Origin of the sequence: Deinococcus planocerae, assembly GCF_002869765.1 — a bacterium.
Classification (GTDB): domain Bacteria; phylum Deinococcota; class Deinococci; order Deinococcales; family Deinococcaceae; genus Deinococcus; species Deinococcus planocerae.
In genome coordinates this window covers 24,823-47,500 of the sequence record NZ_PNOR01000009.1, presented here as the reverse complement: position 1 = coordinate 47,500, position 22,678 = coordinate 24,823, and the positions used below count along the sequence as shown (strand labels likewise).

The 22,678-nt window shown below is 71.8% G+C and carries 21 protein-coding genes (1 of these 21 cut by a window edge); 3 read left to right on the top strand and 18 right to left on the bottom strand.

All coding sequences use genetic code 11. The features are described 5' to 3' along the window. The 10 genes from A7B18_RS06870 to A7B18_RS06830 form a co-directional block, all read right to left on the bottom strand. A protein-coding gene (locus tag A7B18_RS06870) for an SDR family NAD(P)-dependent oxidoreductase (RefSeq protein ID WP_102125956.1) crosses the window boundary here: on the bottom strand, positions 1–256 show its start. Its footprint begins 485 nt before the window's first position; only the first 256 of its 741 coding nucleotides appear in the window; the start codon lies at positions 254–256; its stop codon lies off the left edge, out of view. Continuing rightward, positions 253–1,581, bottom strand: coding sequence for a family 1 glycosylhydrolase (locus tag A7B18_RS06865; protein ID WP_201262712.1), 1,329 nt, complete (start codon positions 1,579–1,581; stop codon positions 253–255). The genes A7B18_RS06870 and A7B18_RS06865 overlap by 4 nt, the downstream gene beginning before the upstream one ends. Next, entirely contained in the window at positions 1,578–1,724 is a 147-nt protein-coding gene (locus A7B18_RS21890) for a hypothetical protein (protein ID WP_164973358.1), read from the bottom strand. Before A7B18_RS21890 ends, A7B18_RS06865 begins: the two co-directional genes overlap by 4 nt. Positions 1,725–1,781: 57 nt before the next feature. Beyond that, on the bottom strand, positions 1,782–2,237 hold the full coding sequence (locus A7B18_RS06860; RefSeq protein ID WP_102125955.1) for a molybdopterin oxidoreductase: 456 nt from the start codon (positions 2,235–2,237) through the stop codon (positions 1,782–1,784). 1 nt (position 2,238) lies between these two features. Further along, complete coding sequence (locus A7B18_RS06855; protein WP_102125954.1) at positions 2,239–4,683, bottom strand: molybdopterin oxidoreductase family protein; 2,445 nt, start codon at positions 4,681–4,683, stop codon at positions 2,239–2,241. An 80-nt stretch (positions 4,684–4,763) separates the two neighbouring features. Then, positions 4,764–5,750: a PIG-L deacetylase family protein gene (locus tag A7B18_RS06850; protein WP_102125953.1), complete on the bottom strand. Its 987-nt coding sequence runs from the start codon at positions 5,748–5,750 to the stop codon at positions 4,764–4,766. A gap of 4 nt (positions 5,751–5,754) precedes the next feature. Beyond that, positions 5,755–6,426 carry a hypothetical protein gene (locus tag A7B18_RS06845; RefSeq protein WP_102125952.1) on the bottom strand — a complete coding sequence of 224 codons (672 nt, stop codon included), beginning with the start codon at positions 6,424–6,426 and terminating at the stop codon, positions 5,755–5,757. 169 nt (positions 6,427–6,595) lie between these two features. After that, positions 6,596–7,126 carry a winged helix-turn-helix domain-containing protein gene (locus A7B18_RS06840; protein ID WP_102125951.1) on the bottom strand — a complete coding sequence of 177 codons (531 nt, stop codon included), beginning with the start codon at positions 7,124–7,126 and terminating at the stop codon, positions 6,596–6,598. After that, positions 7,123–7,791 carry a phosphatase PAP2 family protein gene (locus A7B18_RS06835; RefSeq protein WP_102125950.1) on the bottom strand — a complete coding sequence of 223 codons (669 nt, stop codon included), beginning with the start codon at positions 7,789–7,791 and terminating at the stop codon, positions 7,123–7,125. The genes A7B18_RS06840 and A7B18_RS06835 overlap by 4 nt, the downstream gene beginning before the upstream one ends. 93 nt (positions 7,792–7,884) lie before the next feature. Then, entirely contained in the window at positions 7,885–9,162 is a 1,278-nt protein-coding gene (locus tag A7B18_RS06830) for an NRAMP family divalent metal transporter (RefSeq protein WP_102125949.1), read from the bottom strand. A gap of 352 nt (positions 9,163–9,514) precedes the next feature. Here A7B18_RS06830 and A7B18_RS06825 point away from each other — a divergent pair, with 352 nt between their 5' ends. The 3 genes from A7B18_RS06825 to A7B18_RS06815 all read left to right on the top strand — a co-directional run bounded on the left by A7B18_RS06825 (position 9,515) and on the right by A7B18_RS06815 (position 11,338). Further along, positions 9,515–10,237 carry a phosphatidate phosphatase App1 family protein gene (locus A7B18_RS06825; RefSeq protein WP_165794058.1) on the top strand — a complete coding sequence of 241 codons (723 nt, stop codon included), beginning with the start codon at positions 9,515–9,517 and terminating at the stop codon, positions 10,235–10,237. Positions 10,238–10,260: 23 nt separating this feature from the next. Further along, entirely contained in the window at positions 10,261–10,800 is a 540-nt protein-coding gene (locus A7B18_RS06820; protein ID WP_102125948.1) for a hypothetical protein, read from the top strand. Positions 10,801–11,128: 328 nt separating this feature from the next. Continuing rightward, positions 11,129–11,338, top strand: a complete 210-nt coding sequence (locus A7B18_RS06815; protein WP_102125947.1) for a hypothetical protein — start codon at positions 11,129–11,131, stop codon at positions 11,336–11,338. 291 nt (positions 11,339–11,629) lie between these two features. Here A7B18_RS06815 and A7B18_RS06810 read toward each other — a convergent pair whose 3' ends face one another. The 8 genes from A7B18_RS06810 to A7B18_RS06775 form a co-directional block, all read right to left on the bottom strand. Further along, positions 11,630–14,317 carry a tetratricopeptide repeat protein gene (locus A7B18_RS06810; RefSeq protein ID WP_102125946.1) on the bottom strand — a complete coding sequence of 896 codons (2,688 nt, stop codon included), beginning with the start codon at positions 14,315–14,317 and terminating at the stop codon, positions 11,630–11,632. Between the two features lie 38 nt (positions 14,318–14,355). Continuing rightward, positions 14,356–15,750 (bottom strand): S8 family serine peptidase, encoded by a 1,395-nt coding sequence (locus tag A7B18_RS06805; RefSeq protein ID WP_241687042.1) that lies wholly within the window; start codon positions 15,748–15,750, stop codon positions 14,356–14,358. 497 nt (positions 15,751–16,247) lie between these two features. Further along, positions 16,248–16,841, bottom strand: coding sequence for a DedA family protein (locus A7B18_RS06800; RefSeq protein WP_102125944.1), 594 nt, complete (start codon positions 16,839–16,841; stop codon positions 16,248–16,250). 84 nt (positions 16,842–16,925) lie between these two features. Then, the gene (locus A7B18_RS06795) at positions 16,926–19,562 is read right to left on the bottom strand and encodes an FtsX-like permease family protein (RefSeq protein ID WP_102125943.1); all 2,637 of its coding nucleotides are present in this window, start codon (positions 19,560–19,562) and stop codon (positions 16,926–16,928) included. After that, complete coding sequence (locus A7B18_RS06790; RefSeq protein ID WP_235610235.1) at positions 19,559–20,329, bottom strand: ABC transporter ATP-binding protein; 771 nt, start codon at positions 20,327–20,329, stop codon at positions 19,559–19,561. Before A7B18_RS06790 ends, A7B18_RS06795 begins: the two co-directional genes overlap by 4 nt. Beyond that, positions 20,322–20,996, bottom strand: coding sequence for an ABC transporter ATP-binding protein (locus A7B18_RS06785; protein ID WP_102125941.1), 675 nt, complete (start codon positions 20,994–20,996; stop codon positions 20,322–20,324). The genes A7B18_RS06790 and A7B18_RS06785 overlap by 8 nt, the downstream gene beginning before the upstream one ends. Positions 20,997–21,001: 5 nt before the next feature. Then, the gene (locus A7B18_RS06780; protein WP_102125940.1) at positions 21,002–21,568 is read right to left on the bottom strand and encodes a hypothetical protein; all 567 of its coding nucleotides are present in this window, start codon (positions 21,566–21,568) and stop codon (positions 21,002–21,004) included. Positions 21,569–21,612: 44 nt separating this feature from the next. After that, positions 21,613–22,524, bottom strand: a complete 912-nt coding sequence (locus A7B18_RS06775) for an alkaline phosphatase family protein (protein ID WP_164973323.1) — start codon at positions 22,522–22,524, stop codon at positions 21,613–21,615. Positions 22,525–22,678 lie beyond the last annotated feature (154 nt).

Below are 22,678 nucleotides of genomic sequence, written 5' to 3'. Positions count from 1 at the left end.
CGAGGGTGCCGAACCTCCCCAGCGCCTGCCCCACGCAGCCCTGCACCTGGTCGGCCTTCGAAACGTCACAGGCCACCCCCAGGGCGTCCAGTGCCCCCGTCGCCCTGACCTCCTCGGCGGCCTTCTGCGCCTGGTCGCCGTGCAGGTCGGCGATCACGACACGCGCCCCCTCCTGCCCGAAGCGGGTGGCGGTGGCCAGGCCGATGCCGCTGGCGGCGCCCGTGACGATCACGGTCTTGTTCTCGAACCGGCTCATGTTCCGTCTCCTTCGAGGTTGGGGTCGATCAGTTTGGCCGACGCCGCGCGGGAACGGCGCTCGCGCTCCCGGGCGCCGCTCTCCACCCGGCGCAGCACGGGTTCCTGCTGCTGGCTGGGCGGGAAGATCGGCAGGGCGAGGACGACGCTCTGGGTGGGGAGCACGTCGCGCCACTGGGCGATCAGGTCCCGGTACGCCTGCCCCACCGGGCGGATGTTGCGGTCCAGGTCGTAGAGCCCGAGGGGATTGACCCGCCCGTTGTTCTCGCGCAGCGCCGTGTCCCAGTCCACCTGGTCGGTCAGCGAGTACCAGGTGAAGCCCACGATGGGCAGCCCGTCGTTGCGCACCCGCAGCACGTTCGCCCACTCCTTGCGCAGCCATTTCACGGCCTCGTCGCCGTTCGGCCCCTGGCCCAGGTTCGTCTCGGTGTGCATCACCGGCAGGCCGTAGCGGGCGTAGTACTGGTTGGTGATCACCGAGTAGCCGTAGACCTCGCCCGCCCACTCGGTCCTTCCGTCCGGATGTACCAGATGCTCGTTCGTCACGTAGTAGTCGTTGCCCATGATGCAGTGGTGCTTGCGGGTCTCGTTCAGGAAGAAGTGGTACTCCCCCCGCGTCATGCCGTGATCCATGAGGTACTCGTACATCTCCGAGCCGACCCGGTGACCGTAGTTGAGATCGAGCGACAGGAAGCGGACCTCGTTCATGATCTCGGCGGGGCGGATGGCGGACGGGTTCTCGGCGTGGAAGTATTCCGTGGACTCGCTCTGGATGAAGATGGCGTCCGCGCGCACCTCCAGGATGGCCTGCATGGCGAGTACGTTCGCCCTCACGATGTGCTTCAGGGCCGTCACGAAGGCCGTGTCCGTGGTCATCTGCTCGTTCCACCAGCCGTACTTGGCCGAGAAGAGGGCGCAGATGTACATCTCGTTCACCGGGGTGTAGAGCTGCACCCAGGGATAACGCAGGGCGAAGGCGCGGGCGTAGCGGGCGAACTGCCCCGGGAAGTCCGGGTTCTGGAAGTTCCCGATCCAGTCGGGCACCCCGAAGTGGCACAGGTCGGTGATGGGAACGATGTCCCGGCGCCGCAGCTCGGCGTAGGTCTCGTCCGCGAAGCTCCAGTCGTAGCGGTCGGGGCCCAGCCAGGTCCGGTGCAGCGGCGGGCCGTAGCGCAGGTACTCGATCCCGAGTTCGCGCACGAGGTCGAAGTCCTTCTTCCAGAACTCGTAGTGGCGGCACTTCTCCATCTCGTCCATCCGGACCCGGCCGCCCTGGATGGTGGGGTACGAGTTCTCGATACCGGTCGCGAACATGAAATAGATCAAGGTGGACCTCCCACCTGCTGTCTGAGGAGAAGACGCCGCAGAACTTCCCCGAGGAGCGCGATCAGCAGCACCCCGGCCATCACGGTGACGGAACGTTCCTCGATCTGGGCGGGTTCTTTCTTCCACGACCAGCGCTGCCTCATCCGGGATGGACCCTCGGCTGAAGAGTCTTCGCCCTCCTGAATTCGGGTCTGGCATGGTCAGGCGACCACCAGGGCTTGCGGCGCGGCCTGCTTGATGCGCGTCAGAAAGAAGGCGATCTGGCGCTTGGTTTCCCGGCCGCACTCCTGGCAGACCCGCTCCAGTTCATCGTCGCGCAGCGCCTGGGCGGCCTGTTCCAGCACGGTCCAGCAGAGCTGCACCTCGTTCGCCAGCAGCCACAGATCGTGCAGGTCGCGCAGCAGCGCCAGGCTGCCCTTCTGTGGCCCGTGGAACAGCGCCTTTTCCATGTTGGCGGGTTCAAGGTTCTTGCTCTCCCCGTACTTCTGCACCAGGAGTCCCAGGTGTTCGAGATGCTTTTCGGACCACGAGGCGAGGAGCCGGCACGTCTCCTCAATGTCCGGCTCGTCCCCGTGGTGTTCGGCGACTTTTTTCAGAGCGTCCACCAGGTGCTGCTCGCTCCCGTGGACCAGGCCCAGGTAGTTTCCGACGTGCATGTCAACCATCCACCCTTTGCGTGGTCTTGGGCTGCGGGACCCCGGACTCGGAGGCGAAAGAGGTGCGCTCCTTCTCCCCCGAGACCAGGTGCCGCGCCACCTCCACCGCGCGCCCCAACAGTCCGGGGGTCGGGAGCGCGTCTGCGGCGTACCGGCTGATCCGCACGGCGGCGTACTTGAAGTGCGGCTGCTTGCTCACCGGGTCCCACTCCGTGAGGGTCAGTTCGTTGGCGGCGCGCGGGCGGCTGGGGTCGTCCCAGGAGCCGTAGTGCCAGGGAATGAACACCAGACCGGGTTCGGTGTTGCCGAGTCGGGCGCGCTCGATCACCAGGCCCCGCCGGGACTCCACCAGCACCCAGTCGCCTTCCTTGATGCCGTACCTCGCGGCGTCCTCGGGGGAAAGCTGCACGAAGGCGTCGGGAGCCGCAGCATTCAAGGCGCTGGACCGCCCGGTCTTCGTCCTCGTGTGGAAGTGGTACACCTGCCGCCCGGTCGTGAGCCACAGCGGATAGTCCTCGTCGGGCACCTCGTGCGGCTCACGGTAGTCGGTCGCCTTGATCAGCGCCCGGCCCTGAGGATCGTTCGCCTTGTATTCCTCGGGGGTGACGCTCGCGCCCGTGTCGAAGTCCTGCCCATAGGTTTCGGCGTCGTCCGCATGGGTGGGAAACACGAAGTCGGTGTACAGCCGCACAGTGCCGTCCGGGTGCCCCTCGTTGACCGGCCAGGGAATGCCGCTGCCCGCCAAAAGCTTTTCGTAGGTGAGGCCGGTGTAGTCGCAGGGCCGCCCGCGGGTGCATTCCTTCCAGGCCTCGAAGGCGCTCTCGGGGTCGTGCCACTTGACCAGGGGCTGCCCGTCCTGATCTCGGAAGTCCATGCGCCGCGCGTAGTCGAGGAAGATGTCGAGGTCGCTCCTGGCCTCGCCGGGCGGCTCGACCGCCTTGCACGAGATGTGGACCGTACGGCTGACGTTGGTGAAGGTGCCGGTCTTCTCGCCCCAGATAGCGGCCGGCAACACCACATCGGCGTACCGGGCGGTCTCGGTGAGAAAGGCGTCCTGCACGATCACGAACAGGTCTTCTTTCTGGAGGATGCGGCGGATGCGCCCGAGGTCCGGCAGGGACACGGCCGGGTTCGTCGCGCTGATCCACAGCATCTTGATCGAGCCCTGCTCGCAGTAGCGCCAGATCTGCATGGCGTGGGTCGGGGGACTCCAGTGCGGAATCTTGTTGAAGGGGACGTTCCAGAGCTTCGCCAGTTGCCCAATGTGCTCAGGGTTGCCCCAGTTGCGGAAGCCCGGCAGGTCGCCGTCCGCGCCGGTCTCCCGCGTGTTTTGCGCGGTGGGTTGCCCATTCATCTGGAGGATGCCGCTGCCGGGCTTGCCGATCAGGCCCCGGATCAGGTGGATGTTGTTCACCTGCACGGCGGCGGCGGTCGCCTGCATGGACTGGTACACGCCCTGGAGGACGGTGGAGACGAGCGTTTTCGTGTTCGCCAGAATCTCCCCGGCGGCGCGCAGGTCGGCGGCAGGCACACCCGACAGTTCCTCGACGTACTCCGGCGTGTACTTCTCGACGACCCTGTTCAGGTTCTCGTACCCGACCGTGTGTGCTTGCAGAAAGGCCGGGTCGGTCTTGCCCGCCTGGATGATCAGGTGCAGCAGCCCGTTGAGCACGGCGACGTTCGTGCCGACCTTCGGCGCGAGATGCACGGTCGCTTGCTCCGCCGTGAAGGTCCTGCGGGGGTCAATGACGATGATTTTCGGCGGATTCGGCCCGGCGAGACGGTCGAGGATGCGCGTCCACAGGACCGTCTGCTGCGAGGCGACGTTGTGCCCGACGTGCATCACGCAGTCCGTCACGTCGAGGTCCTCGTACGAGCCCGGCTGGCCGTCCGACCCGAACGACTCCTTGAGGGCGGCGGCGGCGGTCGCGGTACACAGCCGGGTGTTGCCGTCCATGTGGGGGGTGCCCAGGCCGGCCTTGCCGATCACGGCCAGGGTGTAGTACTCCTCCAGGAAGAGCTGCCCGGAGGTGTAGAAGCCGACGGCGCCACTCGTGTGTTCCTCGACGAGCTCCTGCGACTTCCGCACGATGAGGCTCATCGCCTCGTCCCAGCTCGCCTCCCGCAACTGCCCATCCCTGCGGACCAGGGGCCTGACCAGCCGGTCCCCGCTGTTGTTCGCCTCCCAGCCGTGCAGGCCCTTGGGCCCCAGGCGCCCCTTGTTGGTCATGTCAGAAGCGAGGCCGCGGACGCCCACGATCCGGCCGTCCTTCACGCCGATGTCGAGGCCGCAGCCGTTGGAGCACAGCACGCACGCCCCCCGGACCCAGCGCTCGGGCGTTTCCGAGACCCGCTCGTCCACCCGCGCAGGCCACGCCTGCCCGGCCCCGTGCGGGGTGCGTTCCCCCCAGATGTCGTTGATGCTGTCCCGCGTTTCACTGGTCATCGCCACGCCTCCTGCCCTCTTGATTGGCTTGTTCCCGCATGCCGGGGAGAAAAGTCGGCTGTCTCTGCTCTGCGCTTTCCCTACCTTGAAGTCGGACTCACCTTCAGACCATCTGCCCCCCTCTCCTCCGGCAGGGGCTCCGCGCTGAGCAGTTCGTTCTGCCGCACGAAGGCGTGCATGAAACGCCCCATCACCCGTGTCTGGGTGCGGTAGGCGTCCACCGCCGCCCGCTTGCGCGCGACCTGGGCGGGGGTCAGGTCCGCCCGGGCCCACGGCAAGGTCTTCGCCAGGGGCGGCAGGGTCAGCGGCAGCCCCGCGTGCAGGCCCTTGGGCAGCGGCCACTCCAGGCCGCCGTGCACCACCCAGTAGCGCACCCTCGCCTCCTGGCCCCGCGCGCTCATGAGCCGCATGGCGAGGTAGGAGAGGGTGCGGTGGTCGGCGTGGAAGTCCTGCGGGGCGGGGGCGAGCACCAGGTCCGGCCGGACCCGGCCCAGCACCCGCGACAGATCGGCCTCCAGCGCCCGCCCGGTGTACGGCGCGCCGGGTGTCAGGGCGCCCCGCACGTACACGGCGCCCGACGCGGTGTGTGGCGCGGTGTAGGGCTCCGCGTACTGGGTGGTGAAGAGCCGGAAGAGCCCGCCGTCCGGGTACCCGAGCATGAAGGTCCGTTCCGGGGGCACGCCCAGCAGCGCCACGGCCCGCCGCGCCTCGGCCGCCCGGGTGTCCCCCAGGGCGCGCATGTCCGCAGGGCCGGGGTCCAGCACCCGCCGGGTCAGCACCGCGTCGAACTCGAAGCCGTCCCCGGCGGTCGCCCAGGCCACGAACACCCGCGCCCCGGCCGCCTGGGCCTGCTGGATCAGCCCCGCGCAGCACAGCGTCTCGTCGTCCGGGTGCGGCGCGAGGACCAGCACCCGCTGGCCGGGGCGGAAGGGGGCCGTGGGCGGCAGGGCCGCGACCCGGTCCGCCCCCGCGTCGAACACCCGCCCCACGGCGGGCAGGTTGATCCAGGCCGCGAGGCCAGCCGCGCCGAGAACTGCCGTGGTGATCAAAACGTGCCGTCTGCGCATGGGGTCACCTCAGGATGTTCACGGCGCGGCTGGCGACCAGGACCACGGTCAGCATCGACGTGGCCGCCTGGAAGGTCATCAGCGCCTTGGCGCGCCGGGTGAGCGGGAGGGTGTCGGTCGGGCTGAAGGCGGCGGCGTTCGTGAACGCCACGAACAGGTAGTCGACGTACTCGGGCCGCCACCCCTCGGGGGCCAGGCCCGCCGTCCCGGCCTGGGGAAAGAGGAAGTCGGGGTAGGTCCCCGGGCGGGTTCTGCGCAGGGCGCCGCCCCGGTCGAGTTCCCAGTACCACAGCGAGAAGACGAGCACGTTCGTGACCCAGAGGTTCAGCGCGTCCGCCAGCAGCGCCCGGCCCGTCGCGCCGCTGCCCCCCAGCAGGTCCCCCACCAGCAGGCCCAGCGACGTGAGGTTGGCGAGGTGCAGCAGCCCGGTCAGGCCCAGCGCGAGCGGGCGGGTCACGCGGCTCAGGGCACGGTCCGCCTGCCCGTGAAGGTGGAGATGTCGGCGTTGACGCCCCCGCAGGACGCTCAGCGGCAGCAACAACATGGTCTCGACCGCCGGGAGCAGCCAGTTCGGGCCGGGAGTGAGGTGTTCGCCCAGCAGCAGGTTCAACCCCAGGACGGTCAGGATGGCGACCCGGGCTGGCCACAGCGACTCAGGGGCAGGCGTGGCAGTCACGCGCGCTCCACAGGCCAGCCCCGACGGACTGGAAAGGCCCCTGAGTCCCACCCCGCTGCCCGCCCAGCACCCAGCGCCGCCGCCGTTCGTTCGGCTGGCCCCAGGATCACGAGCCGTTCGCGCACCCGCCAGAGTCGGCCCCGGCCTCCCGGACGTGCCCACCCAAACCTCACGTGACCGCCCCCAGCCGGTACCCGGCGCAGCGGGACGTCTCGATGACCTGCGGCCCGGTCTTGCGGCGGATGGCGCGGACGTGCACGTCGATCACCCTGGGCTGAACCCGGGCCTTCCCGGCCCAGACGTCCGCGATGATCTCGGCCCGCGTGAAAACGCGACCGGGTTGACTCGCCAGCAGTTCGAGCAGGGCGAATTCCCGGCGGGTCAGCGCCGCCCGGGCGCCGTCACGGGACAGCTCCCTGGTCCCTGGGTCAAGCACGAACCCACCCGGCAGCCGCCACGTCTGGGACCGCCGGTCCGCCGGGGGCGGCGGGGAGGGCCGTTCCTGGAAGACGGAAGACTGGACCGGACTGGAGCGCCCCCCCACGGCCGGGGCGCTGTTCCAGGGCTCAGCCGTGTCGCGTGCCGGGAAGGAGGGCGTGTGGCCCCCCTGCGGCCACAGGTCCAGCCCGTGGCCGGTGGCCGACCTGTCCGGGAACGCGCCGCCGATCCGGGCCTCGTCCTCGATCTCCGGAGGCTTCATGCTCGCCCCGCATTCCGCGGCAGGAGCCGCCCGCGCAGAATCTGGTACGTGCCCAGAACCCACACCAGCGAGGTCAGGCCGCCGGCCAGCACGTCGGTGGGGTAGTGCACGCCCAGCACGACCCGCGAGAGGGCCATCAGGGCGTAGTAGCCCGCGCCAAGCACCAGGGCCGGCCAGCGCAGGCGGGTGTGCCACAGCAGGAGCACCACCAGGACGGCGAGCGCCGCCGCGACGGTGCTGTGCCCGCTCGGGAACGAGGCGCCCGTCTCCGCCACCAGGCGCGGCCACAGCTCGGGGCGGGGCCGCTGGAAGATGCGCTTCATGATGGCCTGCACGCCCGCCGCGCCGCCCAGGGCCAGCAGGGCGAACAGCGCCTGGGGCCGGTGGCGGGTGAACCAGAAGATGGTGGGGAGCAGCACGATCACCACGCCCATCACGACCGGGCCCCCGAAGTAGTTCATGAAGACGCTGAAGGCGGTCAGCGCCCCGCCCGCGTGCCCGTGCAGCCAGAGCATGGCGGGCGTCTCGAAGGCGAAACGCTCCTTTTCGAGCACGTCCTCGCCGATCAAGCCCAGCACGATGAGGGGCAGCAGGATGCCGAGAAACAGGCGCAGCAGGGTGGCCGGCTGCGCGCGCCTCACCAGGTCAGTCAGGGAATCCGTCATGGCGGCAGCATGGAGCGGGGCGGTATAGGAACGGTATAGCGGCGGTATACGGGGGAACTGGGGCGGGTGCACGGGCGACCGGTCCTCCCCGCGTCACCGGCCCAGGGTCGCCAGCATCAGGACGCTCGCCGTGAGCATCACCAGGGCGGCGATCCAGCCGAGGACCTTCAGGCCGGGCGGCAGGACGAACTCGCCCATCACCCGGCGGCTCGATGCCAGCAGCAGCATCGCCGCCATCACCGGGGCGCTCGCCACCCCGTTGACGACCGCCGCGAGAACCAGCGCGCGGATGGGGTCGACCGGCGTGAAGTTCAGCCCCACCCCGAGCAGGGCCGAGGCGCCCAAGACGAGGTAGAAGCCCCGGGCCTCCAGGGGCCTCCGGGCCAGGCCGACGGGCCAGCGCAGCGCCTCGCCCACCGCGAAGGCGGCCGAGCCCGTGAGCACCGGCACCGCGAGCAGGCCCGTCCCGACGATCCCGAGCGCGAAGAGGGCGAAGGCGAGGCGGCCCGCCACGGGCCGCAGGGCCTGTGCCGCCTGCGCCGCCGTCGCGATGTGGGTCTGCCCCGAGGCGTGGAGCGTCACGGCGGCCGTCAGGATGATGAAGTAGGCCACCAGGTTCGAGAAGCCCATGCCGACCAGGGTGTCGAGCCGGATGCGCCGGAACTGCGCGGGGGCGAGGTCGGGGCGGTGGCGCAGCCGCGTCTCCCCGGGCTCGGCCCGTGAGTCCTCGACCTCCTGCGAGGCCTGCCAGAAGAAGAGGTACGGGCTGATGGTGGTGCCGAGCACCGCGACCAGGGCCTGGAGGCTGGCCGCGTTCCAGCTCAGGTGGGGCAGGAGGGTGGCCCGCAGCGCCTCACTCCACGGCACCCGCACCACGAACACCGTGGCGACGTAGGTGAACAGGGCCAGGGTGAGCCACCGCAGCCCCCGCACGTACCGGGAGTACGGCACGAACACCAGCAGCGCGACCGACAGCAGCGCGAGGAGCGCGGTGTAGAGGTGCGCGTGCCCGCCGATCAGGAGGTGCAGGGCCGCTCCCATCGCGCCCAGGTCGGCCCCCAGGTTGATGACGTTCGCCCCCACCAGCAGGGCCGTGACCCCGTACAGCAGCGGAGCCGGGGCGAACTCGCGCAGGTTGCTCGCCAGCCCCCGCCCGGTGACCCGCCCGATGCGCGCGCTGATCTCCTGGGTGGCGGCCATCAGGGGGAAGGTGAACAGCATCGTCCACAGCAGGCCGGAGCCGAACTGCGCCCCGACCTGCGAGTAGGTGGCGATGCCGCTGGGATCGTCGTCCGACGCCCCGGTGATCAGGCCGGGCCCGAGCAGGCGCCGCCAGGAAACCGTCTGGCGGCGGGGTGCGGTCCGGCTCACGGGAGCTTCCCCTGGGGCAGCGAGGGGGCTGGGCAGTCCATGCCGCGATCCTAGGGCCGCCGGGTAAAGGGCCGGTATACCGGCGGGTGCCTCTGCCACCCCGGTCGGGACCCGGCCCCCTGCGCCACCCCTGGCCCCTGGGGCGACGCGCCCCGCTCTCCCGGGCCTGCTCCGCGTGCGGCGAGCCGTGCCCGACCATCTGACGTCCCGACCCCTGCTGGCTGCCCTGCTCCTGTGATCCGCCCAGGCGGCGCACCTCACGGTCCTGGACTCCCCCGACCCCGCGCAGCTCCGCGTCCGGGTCAGCGCGGACGACGGGGTCGCCGGGCGTGCCGACGCGCCGGGCGACCCCGTGGCGCTGAACGTGCCGCGCAACCTCGCCCGCCTGCTGCCGGGCTCGCTCCCGGGCGTCCCGGTGACCTGTCAGCCCGAACGGGGTCCGGCGGTGCGGGTGGTCACGGACCTGCCGGGGTACGCCACCCGCCCGTTGCCCACCGGGACGATGGGGGCGACCACCGTCCGTGTCCAGGGAGCCGCTCCCGTGCAGCTTCCCCCGCCCGCCTTCCCGGGCGCGGCGCACCTCACGGTGACCGACCTCGACGACACGGTGATCGTCACGGGAGTGGTGCAGGGCTGGACGCTGCGCAGCGGCCTGACGGCCAACGGCACGACCCGGCCCCTCTTCCCGGACGTTCCCGCCCTCCTGCGCGGGCAGGCGGCGCGCGGGCCGGTCATCTCCCTCAGCAACAGTCCCGACGGGCTGACGGTCTCCCTGCGGACCCTGCTGCATGTCCGCGGGCTTCCCGAGGGGCCGCTGTTCTTCCGCGAGGGCGCCGCAGAGCACAAGAGCCGCGTCCTCGACACTCTGGCGCGGACCACCACCGCCCGGTTCACATTGATCGGGGACAGCGGGGAGCGCGACCCGGAGACCTACGCCCGGTTCGTCCGGGAGCATCCGGGCCGGGCCGAACGCCTCCTGATCCGGGACGTCGGCACCCCGGCGCGTCGTCAGGAGGTCGGGCGGCGGCTCACGCCGCTGGGCGTTCCCTTCGGATTTCTGCCCGCCGCCCCCTGAGAGGCACACTCTCCTGCCCCGGAATGACGAAATGGCCGCCCTTTCTCTACCGGGAGCAGGTCTATGACCTCAGCCACCTCGACGGCTTCACCTGCGAATACCTCAAGCCCGCTCAGGACGGCAAACCCGCCGTCACGTACCGGGTGTTCGTGCATTTCGGCCATCACTGCTTCACGGAGAAGAAAAAGCCTGGAGACGACCCCGCGCTCGAATACCGGCACGTCACCAACCGCGACTACCGCAGCTTCGACACCCTGCGCTACGAGCTGTCGCGGCAACTGCCCGCCCTGGTCCGGGACCTGATGGGCAGGAAATGCTTTCACACCGGACACGGCAACTCCTTCACCATCGAGGTGACGTCGCGGGAGGGTGAGCAGGTGGAGTACGAGGTGTACTTCAAACCCTACAAGGAGCAGGGCAGCAGGCAGCTCAGGCTGATCGTGGAGAGTGCTTTTCCGCGGGACGCCGACAGGCTGGAAAACCGGCCCAGGACGAAGCCGGTCAAGTTCGAGTTCCTGCTCTACAACACCCAGATGAACAGACCGGTCAAGGTGCAGAGGTAAAAGCGACGGCACACCTCAGGTGTGCCGCCGCTTTTGAAATTGAGCTGGAACTGATCCTCTTGGTTATCCCACTCTCGGGTAGGGACCCTCTTCGGGCGGTGCCAGAGCACACGGTCATCCCGTGTTCAGCGCATACCCTGACAGTGCCATCATAGCCAAAACCGGGCACAGGGTCAATGCCCGGCGGGTGTCACCCCCTCGCTGTTCGGGAGAGGGTGTTTTCTCCTGGCTCCCGGAGGCGGAGGAAGTGGTTTCGCATCTCTGCTGTTCGCTGGGGCTCATCCTGCTCACCTCCTGATGTCATGGGGGGAGCCGCTTAAGCTGGGGCATGGCGAAGTTCATCAAGCTGGAGGACGGCAGCTACGTGAATGCCGCGGCCATCCACCGGATTCACCTGGAGAAGCACACCGACCCCAAGTTCTGGAAGCTGAACGCCCAGCTTTCCAAACCAGAAGGTGGCGCGGAGTGGGCCTACCTCGCGGGCGAGTTCGGCAGCCTCAAGGAGGCGGAGGAGGCGGTCAGGAAGCTCGGCAAGTAGAGCGTCGGGGCGGAGGCGACAGGCAGGTGCAGGGGTTCCCCCAGCGTTATGGACCCTGGCCCGTGAACCTGGTGCTGGTCGGTGTACAGCTCACTGGCGCCGACATCAGGCCCGGCACGAGAAACCTCCGCGGGGCCACCAGGGGCCACCTCCCGGGTCAGGTCAGCGGAATGGGGGTGCGCAGGCTGGACAGCTCTGGGAGGGTGACAGGTGGCGCTCTCCGCGGCCCGGCTCGTCGTTCCTCCTGGACATACTCCCCTGGCGCCGGGCCGAGTGAGGCGGCCCTATGCCCTATGTCAGCTCAGGGGCCGACGCCGGGGCCCGGAGGTTGGGCTGCCCCCGGCGACCTCCCTTGGCGCGGTACATGCGCTGGTCGCTGAGGCGCAGCAGCTCGCCCGCCGTCACCGCTTCGCGCGGAAAAGCGGCGATGCCCGCGCTGACACCCGACGTTGGAAAACCCTGCTCGCGCACGCGGGCCGCCACCGCTTCGATGTCCTCCAGGATCGCCACGCCCGTGTCCGCCGCGCCTGACAGGATCGCCGCGTACTCGTCGCCCCCGATGCGGTACACCTCGCCGCGGTCCCCAAGCGCCGCCTGCAGGGTCCGCGCGAAGGCGCGCAGCAGGTCGTCGCCGCGCTCGTGGCCCTGGTGGTCGTTCACGGCCTTGAGGCCGTCGAGGTCCATGGACAGCACCAGAACACTGTCACCGTGGGCCGCCTCCCGGAGCGCGCGCTCCAGGTCCTCCTCAAAGGCCCGGCGGTTGGGAAGGTTCGTGAGCACGTCCGTGCGGGCGGCGAGTTCGAGGCGCCGCGCCGTCGATTCGGCCTCCCGCCGCGCCCGCTCGAGGTCGCGCGTCTGTTCCGCCAGCAGGTGCTCGTAGTGCGCGCGCAGCGCCGCCACGTCCTGCCCCGGGCCTTGGAGCGCCGGGAGGTGGAACTGTGCGCCCGCCTCCCGCTGCGCGCGCAGCTCACGCCGCATGTCCTCCTCGTACGTCGCCGCCCCGAACACGCACAGGGCGGCGTCCACCACCCGGGGGTCGAACTGTGTGTCGCGGCCGCGGTGGAGTTCCGCGAGCGCCTGCTCCCGGGTCCACGCCGCCTTGTAGGGCCGCGCGTGCGTGAGGGCATCGAACACGTCCGCGACCGCCACGATGCGCCCCATCAGCGGAATGGCCTCGCCCGCGAGGCCGCGCGGGTACCCGCGCCCGTCCCAGCGCTCGTGGTGCGACCACGCGATGTCCTCGGCCATCTGCAGCAGCGCCGACTCGCCGCTCGCGAGCAGGCGCGCGCCCAGCGCGGCGTGCGCGCGCATCTCGTCGTACTCCCCCGGCGTGAGCGGCCCCGCCTTGAGCAAGATCGCGTCCGGGATCCCGATCTTGCCGACGTCGTGCAGGCGCGCGGCGACCCGCGCCAGTTCCACCTGCGCGGCGGGCAGCCCGAGGTGCGCGGCCAGGCGCGCGGTGCCGTGCCCCACGCGCCAAGTGTGTTCGCCGGTCGCGTCGTCGCGGTACTCGGCGGCGGTCGCCAGCCGCGCGGCCACCTCGAGCTGCGCGCGCTCGAGGGCGGCGGTGCGTTCGAGCACGGTGCGCTCGGCCCCCTCGCGGGCGCGCCGCTCGATCTCGGTGCGCTCGCGCTGCGCCTCCGCCTCCTGGCGGGCGCGCTCGATGTCGAAGCGGGCGGTCAGCTCGCGCGTCTTGCGGTCGCCCTCCTCCGTGAAGAGTTCACGCTCGACGCGGTGGTGCTCCCGGTAGAGGGCGAGGGCCTGCGCCGCGTCGCCCTGACGTTCGAGGACGTCCGCGAGCGCGAGCAGCACCTCGCACTCGCTCTTCTTGCGCTTCACCTCGCGGGCCAGCCTCAGCGCCTCGCCCAGGCGCGCGAGGGCCAGCGGCAGCTCGTCCCGGCGCGCGGCGAGGCGGCCGAGGTGGTGCAGGGCGTCGAGTTGCCCCTCCACGTCCTCGCCCCGGCGGGCCAGCTCCAGGGCCCGCGCGTGAGACGCGACGGCCTCCCCGAGCTCTCCCGCGCGCTCGTGCAGGCGACCCAGCCCGTCGAGGGCGGACACCTCCCCGGGCGCGTACCCGATGGCGCGCGCGCGTTCCCGCGCGCCCAGCAGCTGGGCGCGCGCCTCGTCGTCCTGGCCCGCCTCCTGCCGCGCCGCGCCGATGTTGAGCAGGGCCACGACCTCGACGAGCGTGTCGCCGCCGCTCCTCGCCAGGGCGAGGGCCTGCCCGAAGTGCTCGACCGCCCTGTCCACATCGCCCATGTCGAGGTAGAGCGTGCCCAGGTTGAGGACCGTGCGGTTGAGGGTCCGGGCGTCGTCCCCCCGGCCGCGCAGCAGGGCGTGCGCCTCGGTGAGGGCCCCCAGCGCCTCCGGGTAGCGGCCCAGGCTGACGTACAGGTTCCCGATGTTGCACAGGCAGCTCGACTCTCCGGCGTGGTCCCCCAGCGCGCGGTGCGCGGCCAGCGCCTCCTCGAGGGCCGCGAGGGCCTCGGCATACGCGCCGCGGGTGTGCCGCGCGCCCGACAGCCGGTTGAGCATCCGCGCCTGCACGGCCAGGTGCCCGTGCGCGCGGGCGAGGCCGAGCGCTTCGAGAAACTGCGCCTCGGCGGCGGCGATGTCCCCATAATCCAGCATCAGCTTGCCGTCCGCGCCCAGCGCCTCCATGACGCCCGGCAGGTCGCCTGCCCGCCTGGCGACGTTCCGGGCGCGCCCGAACGCGTCACGGGCTTCATCGCGCATCCCGCGTTCCGCCAGCGCGGCACCCAGGACGAGCAGGGCGCGCACCTCTCCCGCCGGGTACACCGCGCCTCGCGCGGCCGACCGTGCCTCGCGCGCCACTTCGGCCGCGCGAGGCGCGTCCGCGCCGACCAACTGTTCGGCGGCCCCGACGAGCGCGTCCACGCCCGTCTGGGCGTCCCCTCCCGCTGCGCCGCTCAATTCAAGCCGCGTCGCCCGCCGGTCCCCGCGCACACCGCCGTCCATCTCACCCGCCTGCCGTCCCGACCGCCAGGGCCCTCGTCTCACTCGTTATGGTCGTCATTCTCGTCGCCCAGCCCCAACACGTCGCGCAAAAAAGCCTCGAGGTCGAGCCGACCCTGCACGCCGAGTTTGGTCCTGTACGCGCGGTTGCCGGGCAGGCCGTACACGTTGTGGGCGCGCGCACTCATCTTTTGCGCGAGATCCCCACGCACCTTCTTGTCCGACTCCCCGAGGGCCAGCGCGAGCCCGCCCGCCGCCATGGGGGCCGCCATCGACGTGCCGCTCCACGCCGCGAGCTGCGGCACGCCGTTCGCGTCGCGCGGCGCGGGGCCGAACACGTCCTCGCCGGGCGCGACCACCTCCAGGGCGCTGCCGTAGTTCGAGAAGCTGGACTTGACGTCGCGCGCGTCGACGCTGCCGACGCTGAGCTCGCGCTCGTTGCCCTTGCCGGCCGCGTCGCGCGCGGGATAGGTGATGGGATCCGTGTTCTCGTTCCCGGCGGACGCGACCACGAACACGCCGCTCCTGGTCGCTCGCTCGATGGCGTCCTGCACGATCTGAGAGCGCTCGTCGCTGCCCAGGCTGAGGTTGATCACGCGCGCGCCGTGCTTGACGGCCCAGTCGATGGCCTTGGCCACGCCGAGGATGTCGCCGGAGCCGTCCGGGCCGAGGACGCGCAACGGCAGGATGGTCGCGTTCGGCGCCACCTGCAGCACGATGCCCGCCACGCTCGTGCCGTGCCCGTACCCGCCGATGCCGAGGGCCCCCTCGTCCTGCGGCAGCGCGTCGTTGCCGTAGAAGTCCCACCACTCGCCCTGCGGCGCGAGCGCCCCCTCGAAGGCGGGATGGGTGAGGTCGAGGCCCGTGTCGATGACCGCGACCTTGACGCCCGCGCCGAGATGCGGGGCGAGCCGCTGCGCCTGCTGGAGCCGGACCTGTCCCCAGGTCACGCTGTTCTCGGGCACCGGCGCGTAGCTGCCCCCGGCCCACAGGGTGCGCCGCCCACCCGTCCAGGCCCGGAACTCGCCCCCCGCCCACAGGGTGCGCCGCCCCTGCATGGCGGTCACGCCCCCACCATCGAAGGCGGCCTGGTTGGGTTCGACGACGCGCCGCGACCGCGCCTTCCCCCCGGCACCCTGAGTGACAACGGGGAGTTGCGCGGAATCGACGGCGAGCAGGGCGTAGCCTGCCTGCGCGCTGAACGCGACCACCCTGCCCCCGAACTCGCGCTCAAGGCCCTGGACGCTGTCCGACTTGTCCGCGCTGACCATCAGGGCGTAGGGCGCCCGCGCCGTCGGTACGGCGATGGGCGTGGCCGTCGTCACGGGGGCCGGATCGGGAACGGGCGTCGCGGCCTCGCTGGCAGGTTGCTGCCCGCAGGCGGCGAGCGCCAGGGCCAGGAGGACGGTCCCCGGGAGGCGTGATGTGCGGGTCATGGGCATCTGCGGTGTCCTTTCGGGTTCCGTGTCTGTCGAAAGGCAGGGAACTCTTCACGCCCAACGTAGGAGGAGGACTCTTACACAGCTCTTTTCGTGTCCTCCTGCTCGCCCTGTGAAGACCTGTGGCGCGGGGAGGAGGGACTCCGCCAGCCTCCCCGCGTGACTCGGGGGAAAGGTCTCTCAACGGGGTGAGGAGGACGGCGAATGCCGATGTTCGCCCCCTGGGACGGCACCTCCTCGACCTGGGCTCGCGCAGCGTTCGGGCCCGGGCGGCCACGGATCGAGAACGCCGTCCAGGACCCGTGACGCGGGAAGCCCTGCTCGGTTCGGCCCGACGAGATCACCTGCTCCGCGCGGGGTCCCGACGCCGGGGGCGCCCCCTTCCCTCGGCCTACCCACCGGCCACCACGCTCCCGATGCGGGGAGGGCGTCGCGTCAGCGTCGGGGAGCGTCTCCCGCCGCCGAACCCCGCACAACACCGTCCCCACTTGGGCTCACCGCCGCCCCGCGCGCAGCTTGCGCAGCTCCAGCCCCACCGGGATCAGGCTCAGGACGACGGCCACGCCCACCACCAGCAGGATGTAGCGGTCGAGGTGCGGGATCAGGCCGCCCAGCCAGAAGCCGAGCAGGGGCACGCTGATCGCCCACAGCAGCCCGCCCACGACGTTGTAGGTCAGGAACCGGGCGTAGGGCATCTTGCCGACCCCGGCGAGCGTCGGCGCCACCGTGCGCACCACCGGCACGAAGCGGGCCAGGATCAGCGAGAGGGCCCCGTAGCGCTCGAAGAACGCCTGGGTGCGCTCCACGTACTCGGGGCGAAACAGGCGGCTGTCCGGGCGGCTGAACACCGCCGGGCCGAAGCGGCGCCCGATGAAGTACCCGGTGCTGTCCCCGATGACCGCGCCCAGGGCCACCGCGAGCATCACGCCCGCCAGGTGCAGGCTGCCCTGCTGGGCGAGGATGCCCGCCGTGATCAGCAGGCTGTCGCCCGGCAGGAAAAAGCCGATCAGCAGCCCGCTCTCGGCGAAGACGATGGCGAAGATGCCCAGGTAGGAGACGCTGAGCAGGAGCTGGGGAAGGTCGACCATGCCCCCACCCTAGAGAGCCGAGGTAAAGAACGCGTATACCGAGAGGGGGAGCGGCTCAGGCCACTCCCCCCGGGAAGCCGCCCCTCAGCCCGCCCGCAGCACCTCGGTCACCCGCCGGTTGGAGGCGGCCTGCGCCAGCCGCAGGGCGGCCAGGGTGCTGAGGGCGGCGGCGGCCAGCAGGCCCACCAGGTAGGGCCAGGGCAGCACCATCACCTCGGGCGGCGGGTCGAAGACGCCCTGGAGCAGCTTGATGAGGGTCTGCGCGACCCCCAGGCCGATCACGCCCCCGAGCACCCCGCCGAGGCCCACGACGACCAGCGCCTCACCCGACAGGAAGGCGCCGAGTTGCTTCTGCGTCGCGCCCAGGGCTCCCAGCACGGTGAAGGTGCGGCGGCGCTCGGCCAGCCCCAGGGCCAGCACCAGCCCGGTCGCCCCCGCGAGCAGCAGGGCCGCGAAGGCCAGCTCGATGCGCGACAGGCCCGCGAGGTTGACCGCCGTGAGGCCCGACGCGATCCGGCTGCGCACCGTGGCGAGGTCGGTGACCGCCACGCCGGGCAGGTCCTGGGTCGCCCGCCGCGCGGCGTCCACGACCGCCTGCGGGGACCCGCTCACCTTGAGGAGCGCCACCTCGGCCACCGGGTTGCCGGTCGCCTTGGCGAGGTAGCTCGCGTTGGCGACCAGGAAGGAGTCCTTGGGGGCGGTGGGGAACTCGCGCACCACGCCGACGAAGGTGAAGGGGACGATCCCGTACCCGTGGGTGCGGGCGTTCAGCAGCCGCAGGTTCAGCCGGTCGCCGAGCGAGAGCTGGTAGTCGTTGACCGTCTCCTGCGAGACGAACAGGGCGTCCGGGCGGGCCCGGAGCTTCGCCAGCGCCCCCTGCGCCGTCGTCCCCTTGAAATAGGTGTTCGACAGGCGGCTGACCTGGGTGAAGTGCGCGGCGTCGATGCCGTAGATGTCCTGGAGGTCCGCGCCCACGTAGGCGAAGCGGTGGATCAGCGGCTGGGTGCCCACCACGCCCGGCAGGGCCCCCAGGGTGGCCAGCCGTGGCCCGGCGGGGCCGTTCGCGGTGCCCGTGACGGTCACGTCCGCCCCGTTGGTGAGCACGGCGTCCACCCGCGCCTGGTCGTTGTAGGTCGCGTTGAAGATCGAGGTGGAGACCGCGAAGGCGGTGGCGAGGGCGACGAGCGCCGCCCCGCGCGTCAGGAGGGGCCGTTGCCGCCCCAGCGCGGCCGCGACGGTCCCCGCCAGGGTCCCGGCCAGGGGCCGCAGCAGCCGGGTCAGCGCGCCCCGCCGCAGCAGCAGGCCCAGCAGCCGCATCGCCAGCAGGGTGCCGCCCAGCCACAGGGCCAGCGGCGCGACGAAGGCCTCGATCTGGATGCTCGCCTGGGGGACGCCTTCCGGCGCGAGCACGAGCTGGTAGCCCCCGGCGGCGCTGCGCCAGAACATCACCCCGGCCAGGACGAGCAGCAGCAGGTCGAGGGAGAGGCGCTGCCACAGCGGCGTCCCGGCCCGGCCCACGACCTGCCGCTGGGCGGCGACCGTGGACGACCGGATCGCGCCCAGGGTGGGCAGCAGGACGGCCAGCAGCGAGAGGAGCAGCCCCGCCAGGACCGGCAGCGCAAGCAGGGGGACGCCCACGGCCGTGCCCGGCGTGACCAGGGGCGAGAGCAGCACGTAGGCCAGGAGGCCCAGCACGGTGCCGACGCCCGCCACCAGCCCCGCCTCCGCCGCTCCCAGCCGCAGGATGGTGCGGTCACCCGCTCCCCGGACGCGCAGCAGGGCCGCCTCGGTCCGGCGCTGCCCGGCGCTCGCCCCCGCGACGCTCAGGGTCAGCGCCCCGGCGAGCAGGGCCCCCGGCAGCCCCAGGAACAGGAACAGCGCCTGGGCGTAGAGGGCGTCCTCCCGCGCCCCGTCGAGCTTGGCCGCCAGGTTGTTGCCGACCACGGCCCCGCCCGAGAGCCGCGCCTCGACGTTGTTGGCGAGCGTCCCGGCCAGCGCGAAGGCCCGGCCCGGGTTGCTGGGGAGCGGGGTGCCCAGCCGCACGTGGAGCTGCTCGCGTACCGTGTCGGGCCGCGCCAGCTTCTGCGGGGCGAACAGGGCGTCCCACTGGGCGCGGGGAAGCAGCACCACGTTGTCCGGCGGCGCCTGGGGGGCGAGGCCCTTCGGCGCCCCGACCGCCTGGAACAGCGAGTCGGCCTGCGGAAGGTCGACGACCCCGGCGACCCGCAGCCCCACCGGGGCGGCCCCGTAGCGTCCGATGTTCACCGTGTCCCCCACGGCGGCGTGCAGGTTCGCCGCCGTCTGCTGCGACAGCACCACGCCGTCCGGCGACCCGATCAGGGGACGCAGCTCGGCGGGGAAGGCGGCGCGGTAGCCCGGCGGCAGCCCCAGCACCTTGCCCGCCCCGGTGGTCTGGACGGTGCCGCCCGTGTTGGCCGTGAAGCCGGGCACGTCCGCGTACCCGACCGCCGCGAGGGTCCGGACCGGAGTGGCGGCGCGGATGGCGGCCTCGGCCTGGGCGCGGCTGGTGTTCTGCCCCAGCAGCACCTGCCAGTCCACCGGGACCGACCCGATGGCCCGGCGGGTCATGTTGGCCGTGCCCGCCGCGATGAACGACAGCAGGAAGGTCAGGAAGGCGACGGTCAGACCGACTCCCAGCGCGCTGCCCCACAGACGCAGGGGACGGCGTGCCATCAAACCGCGCAACCACAGGCTGGTCATGAGGGTCCCTCCTTGGTGGCCCGGCTCAGGAGCCCGCCGCCCTCCATGCGCCAGAGGGTGTCGAGGCGCCGGGCGACGGCCTCGTCGTGGGTCGCCATCACCAGAGCCGAGCTGGGTTCGAGGGCCGAGAGCAGCACGTCCATCAGGTGCCCGGCGGTGACGGAATCGAGCTGCCCGGTCGGCTCGTCGGCCAGGATCAGCCGGGGCCGGGTGACGAGCGCCCGCGCGACCGCCACCCGCTGCGCCTGCCCGCCGGAGAGTTCCTCGGGAAGCTGTTCGGCGAGCGGCAGCAGTTCCAGGGTATCCAGGGCCCGCCGGGCTTCCCCGGTGGCCGCTTTCGGCGTGGCCCCCGTCAGCAGCAGCGGGAGCGCCACGTTCTCCAGCGCGGTCAGGGGCGGCATCAGGCTCTGGGCCTGGAAGACGAAGGCGACCTTGCCGGGCCGGAGCGTGTTCGCCTCACCCAGCGCGGGCCAGCTCACCGTCCCCGTGGTCGGCGTGTCGAGCCCGCCGAGCAGGTGCAGCAGGGTGCTCTTGCCGCTGCCGGAGGGGCCCAGCAGCGCGATCCGGTCGCCGGGGCGCACCTGGAGCGTCGTCTCCCGCAGGGCGGTGACCTCCTGCCCGCCTACGGTGAAGGTCCGGCCCACCCCGCGCGCCTCGGCCAGCGGGGTGGTCGCCGCGTCCACCTGCCGGGGCGATGCCGCGCCTGAGGAAACGGGCCCGGGGGTCAGCCGTCCCGGTGAGACGTCCACCATCCTGGGTTCAGGCATCCTGCCACCTCCCGTCTTTCAGCCGCAACACGCGCGTCGCCCGGGCGGCCAGCCGGGAGCTGTGGGTGGCGATCACGGCGCAACGTCCGCCGCGCCCCTCCCCCCGCACGAACGCCTCGATCACCCCGATGACCCGCTCCTCGGTCCGCGCGTCCACCTCGGCGGTCGGCTCGTCGGCCAGCAGCGCGGCGGGGCGGTGGGCCAGCGCCGCCGCGAGCGAGGCGCGCGCGATTTCCCCTCCGGAGAGCTGCGCCGGGAAGGCGTGCCGCCGGTGGTCCAACCCGAGCTGCCCCAGCAGGTCCAGCGCGCGGGCCCCGCCCGGCTGACCGAGCAGCCGCCCGGTCAGGGTCACGTTGTCGAGCACGTTCAGGTGCGCGAGCAGGTTCCCGCCCTGCAACATCACGCCCAGGTGCCGGGCCCGCACCCCCGCCCGCTGGGCCTCGGGCCGCCGGGTCAGCCGCTCGCCCGCCACCGTCACCGCGCCGCCGTCCGGGTCGTCCAGGCCCGCCAGGCAAGAGAGCAGGGTGCTCTTGCCGCTGCCGGAGGCGCCCAGCAGGACGACGAGTTCTCCCGGCGCCACGTCCAGGCTGACCCCGCGCAGGGCGCGCACCTCCTCGTCCGCCACGTGGTAGAAGCGGTACAGGTCCACGGCCTCCAGGATGGACATGGCCCTCACCGCCACACGAACGAACGCGCGACCCGGTTCCAGGCGTCCACGTTGTCCGCCCCCCTGGGGGCACTCATCCGCAGCACGACCTCGCGCCCGTTTCTGGTGAGCACGTACAGGTCGTTGTCCAGCACCGCGCGCCGTCCCGTCACCGCGTTCGGGGCGGAGGTGGAGATGAAGCGCGCCAGGACGGCGTTCCCGGCGGGCAACGGCGCCGCCTTGACCAGGGTGACCTTCAGGCTGGGGTCCGTCCGGGCCAGCGCGGCGAGGTCACCCGCCCGGACCGCCGCGACCCCCGGGGTCCCTGCCGCCCTGCGGGCCGTCAGCTCGACGGTGCCGTACTTGGAGGTGAAGCTCACCGTGCCGCCCTGCTCGCGGCGGGCCCAGCCTTCCGGGATTTCCAGGCTGTAGCCTCCCGGCGCGTTCGTGTAACGCACGAAGGCCTGTGAGTCGGGGATGTCGCCGACCGGGTGAGTCTCGGGCGCCACCTGCGTCTGCGCGAGGGCGCCGGAGACCAGGGCGAGAAGGGCGAACGTCGTTGCGGGCCGCACCAGACCTTTGTTCTTGTTCATGCCCCGACCGTAGGCCCGTCCGGTATAAACGCGGTATAGGAACCTCAGCGCGTGAACAGGTCCGTCATGGGCGTCGCCCGCGCGGCCTCGCGCAGCGGGGGCAGCCCCCAGGCGTCCTCCAGGGTCCGCAGCAGGCTGGAGTGGTTGTAGGGCCGGTTCGACCGCACCCCGCGCGGGCCGTCGCTCGTCACCACGATGGTCGCCACGGTGCCCCCGCCCCCCGCCCGGTCCCCGCCGCCACCCTCGTCGAAGGTGATCACCAGGGCGGCGTGGTCCTTCCAGGCACCCGAGGCCATGATCTTCCCGGCCCACTCGCGCACGAAGGCGTCCCCTGCCCGCTCCAGCCGCGAACCACGCCAGCAGGTCAGCGCCCCGTGCAGGTCGTGACACAGGTCCGGCACGATCAGCGCGAAGGTGGGAACGGTCCCGGCGCGCAGGTCGGCGTCCAGCTCCCCCAGGGGGACCACCTTGCGGGCGCGGACTGGGTCGCGGGCGATGTCCGCCGCGAGCATCAGGGGGTTGTGTTTCTTGGCGTACACGCCGGTGGAGGGACCGTCCCAGCCAGGGCCGGGCAGTCCCTGGAAGTAACCCTTCCAGGTCTTCCCCGCGCGCTCCAGTTGCAGGGCGAGGTTGTCTCCGGGGAAACGCTGGCCGGAGTCGTCGCTGCGGCTGCCGAAGGTGCTGCCGAACAGCAGGGCCACGTAGTTGGGCAGGCTGGGGTGGGCGACCCCGGTGTAGTTCGTGGCAAGACCGTACTCCCGCGCGAGCGCGTTCAGCGTCGGCAGGTTGGGGTTGCCCAGCACTCCACCGGCACTGGTGTTCTCCAGCACCAGCACGAACACGTGTGAGAAGGGCGGCAGGGTTCTGGGCTGGGCCACCACGGTCCCCAGCAGGACCGGGGAGAGCCACAGCAAGTGGCGGGCCACCCGCAGGACCGGCCCGGCGAGCGGAACCACGCCGCGTGCCCGGACGCTTCCCGGTGGGGTCAGGAGGTGGGCCCTTCCTCGACCGGACGTGGAGTGTTCTGAAGGCCGGGCCTCTGCGGGGCAAGGGGAATACCTGAGCATGGGGTCTCCTGGGATGGGGCGTCGAGGGCGGCGGGGTTGAGGG